Source organism: Kocuria nitroreducens, from assembly GCF_042879195.1.
GTDB lineage: Bacteria > Actinomycetota > Actinomycetes > Actinomycetales > Micrococcaceae > Kocuria > Kocuria nitroreducens.
Map to the genome: position 1 here is coordinate 1 of NZ_JBHZTC010000056.1, position 2,224 is coordinate 2,224.

At 65.0% G+C, this 2,224-nt stretch carries 2 protein-coding genes and 1 pseudogene; 1 reads left to right on the plus strand and 2 read right to left on the minus strand.

Annotation, left to right across the window (positions count from 1 at the left end):
• A partial coding sequence (locus ACFYE1_RS17265) for a hypothetical protein (protein WP_387745717.1) occupies positions 1 to 346 on the minus strand: 346 nt, incomplete at its 3' end.
• A 57-nt stretch (positions 347 to 403) separates the two neighbouring features.
• Positions 404 to 706 (minus strand): annotated as a pseudogene (locus tag ACFYE1_RS17270) (IS30 family transposase); the annotation flags it as partial.
• 235 nt (positions 707 to 941) lie between these two features.
• Between ACFYE1_RS17270 and ACFYE1_RS17275 the strand changes: the two are divergent.
• Positions 942 to 2,147 (plus strand): IS110 family transposase, encoded by a 1,206-nt coding sequence (locus ACFYE1_RS17275; protein WP_449274644.1) that lies wholly within the window; start codon positions 942 to 944, stop codon positions 2,145 to 2,147.
• Positions 2,148 to 2,224 lie beyond the last annotated feature (77 nt).

Genomic DNA, 2,224 nt, shown 5'->3' on the forward strand with positions numbered 1-2,224 from the left:
GCGGTGGCCGCCTCACGTTCGGAACGCCACGCCCCCAGGGCCCGGCGTACACCACGCTAGGGGACGCTACTGGCGAGGGAAGGTCGTACTCCTTGGCCAGGACGCGTCCGGACGCGCCTTGAAGATGACGACGCACGATCAAGAGCTTGGTTTCGATGTCGTACTGCTTACGGTCTCGTGTCACCAGTGCACCTGTTCCTCGTACCTGCCATCGTTCATACAACATTTGGACAGAATTGGGTGCCAGATCAAGAGCACGCGCGACGGAGTTCGCACTCAGTCCCTGCTCAAACAACTCGACCGCCGACACCGCATCGGAGTGACTCAACGTGCTTTTCAAGTACATCTGACTACTTCCTGAAGAAGGACTCTAAATTCGGTGTCCAACTTCCGGGGACCGGTCCAGCAGTCCATTCATGTTCTCGTTCGATCCGCGCTGCCAGGGACTGGCTGCGTCGCAGAAGAACACGTCGATGCCGGTGGCGCGGCGGAGGCTGGCGTGGTGGGACATCTCCGCCCCTTGGTCCCAGGTCAGGGAACGGCGCAGCCCGGGTGGCCACTGGTTGACCGTGGCGATGAGCCCGTCCCGGACGGTCTCGGCGGTGTGGTCGTGGGCCAGGTGCACGAGCGTGACGTAGCGGGTGGCGCGCTCCACCAGGGTGCCGATCGCGGATCCGCTCAGTGTGCCGAGGATGAGATCGCCTTCCTTACGTTGTTGTGGTGGGTGATTTCGGGGCTGTCGTAGTGTCTCGATCACCCTCGGGTGGCGGGTATGGCTGAGGTCGCCCTGCCGTCTGGACGGCTCACTGGGAATGGCCGCCCGCTGCCCGCCGATGACTCGACCGCTGATTGAGAATTGCGACATCGATCGCTGGGTAAGGACGTGCTGGCGCGGTCATCGACAGGGACTCCACAAGTGACTGGGCGAGAGGATGGGGACGATGGCGACCGTGTGGGCAGGAATCGATGCGGGGAAACGCGCACATCACTGCGTGGTGCTCGACCGGGCGGGAACGGTGTTGGTCTCCCACCGGGTGGACAACGACGAGACCGCGCTGCTCGAGCTCATCGCCGGCGTGCTTGAACTCGCCGACGGTGACACCGTGTGCTGGGCGACGGATCTCAACGCTGGTGGTGCAGCACTGGTGATCGCGTTGCTGGCCGCCCACGACCAGCAGCTGCTCTACATCCCCGGGAGGACCATCCACCATGCTGCGGCCACCTACCGCGGTGATGGCAAGACCGACGCCAAAGACGCCCGCATCATCGCCGACCAGGCCCGGATGCGCACCGACCTGCAACCGGTGCGTGGGGCTGATCAGATCAGCGTCGACCTGCGCCTTCTCACCTCCCGGCGCACGGACCTGATCTGCGACCGGGTGAGGGCCATCAATCGGTTGCGAGCCACCATGCTGGAGTACTTCCCCGCCCTGGAACGGGCCTTCGACTACTCCAAAAGCAAAGCGGCACTCACCCTGTTGTCGGGTTATCAGACCCCGCAGGCGCTGCGGCGCATCGGCGTCACCCGGCTCACCGCATGGCTGAAGAATCGCGGTTGCCGCAACAGCGCATCCGTCGCCCAAACAGCCGTCGACGCCGCCAACACTCAGCACACGAGCCTTCCGACCCAGGCGGTGGGATCCGCACTCGTGGGGAAGCTGGCGGCAGAGATCACCGCGATCGATGCGGAACTCACCGGCATCGACCATCAGATCACTGAACGCTTCCAGCAACATGAGAGCGCTGAGGTCCTGCTGAGCATGCCCGGTTTCGGGCCCGTGCTGGCGGCGACCTTCCTCGCGAACATCGGGGGCAACCTCGAGGGATTCGACACCGTCGACCGACTCGCCTGTGTGGCCGGGCTCGCCCCGGTCCCCCGCGACTCCGGACGCATCAGCGGCAACCTCCACCGGCCCCGCCGCTTCAACCGCCGGCTGCTGCGCACCTGCTACCTCGCCGCCCTTTCGAGCCTGAAGAACAGTCCCGCATCCCGGGCCTTCTACGACCGGAAAAGGGGCGAGGGCAAATCACACAAACAAGCGCTCATCGCCCTCGCACGCCGCCGTCTCAACGTCCTTTGGGCCATGCTCCGGGACCACGCCCCATACCGAGAACCAGTCCCGGCCCCAGCACTCCTGGCTGGTTGACAACGGCTGTGAGTCTTGGGTCGGCTGGTCCGGGACTGGCTGGCAGGGTTGGCGTTGGTCGCTCCGCCGTGGTCGTG

Excerpts from the sequence above, each read along its gene's own strand:
- ACFYE1_RS17275 (WP_449274644.1), top strand. The coding sequence starts at position 942 with ATGGCGACCGTGTGGGCAGGAATCGATGCGGGGAAACGCGCACATCAC.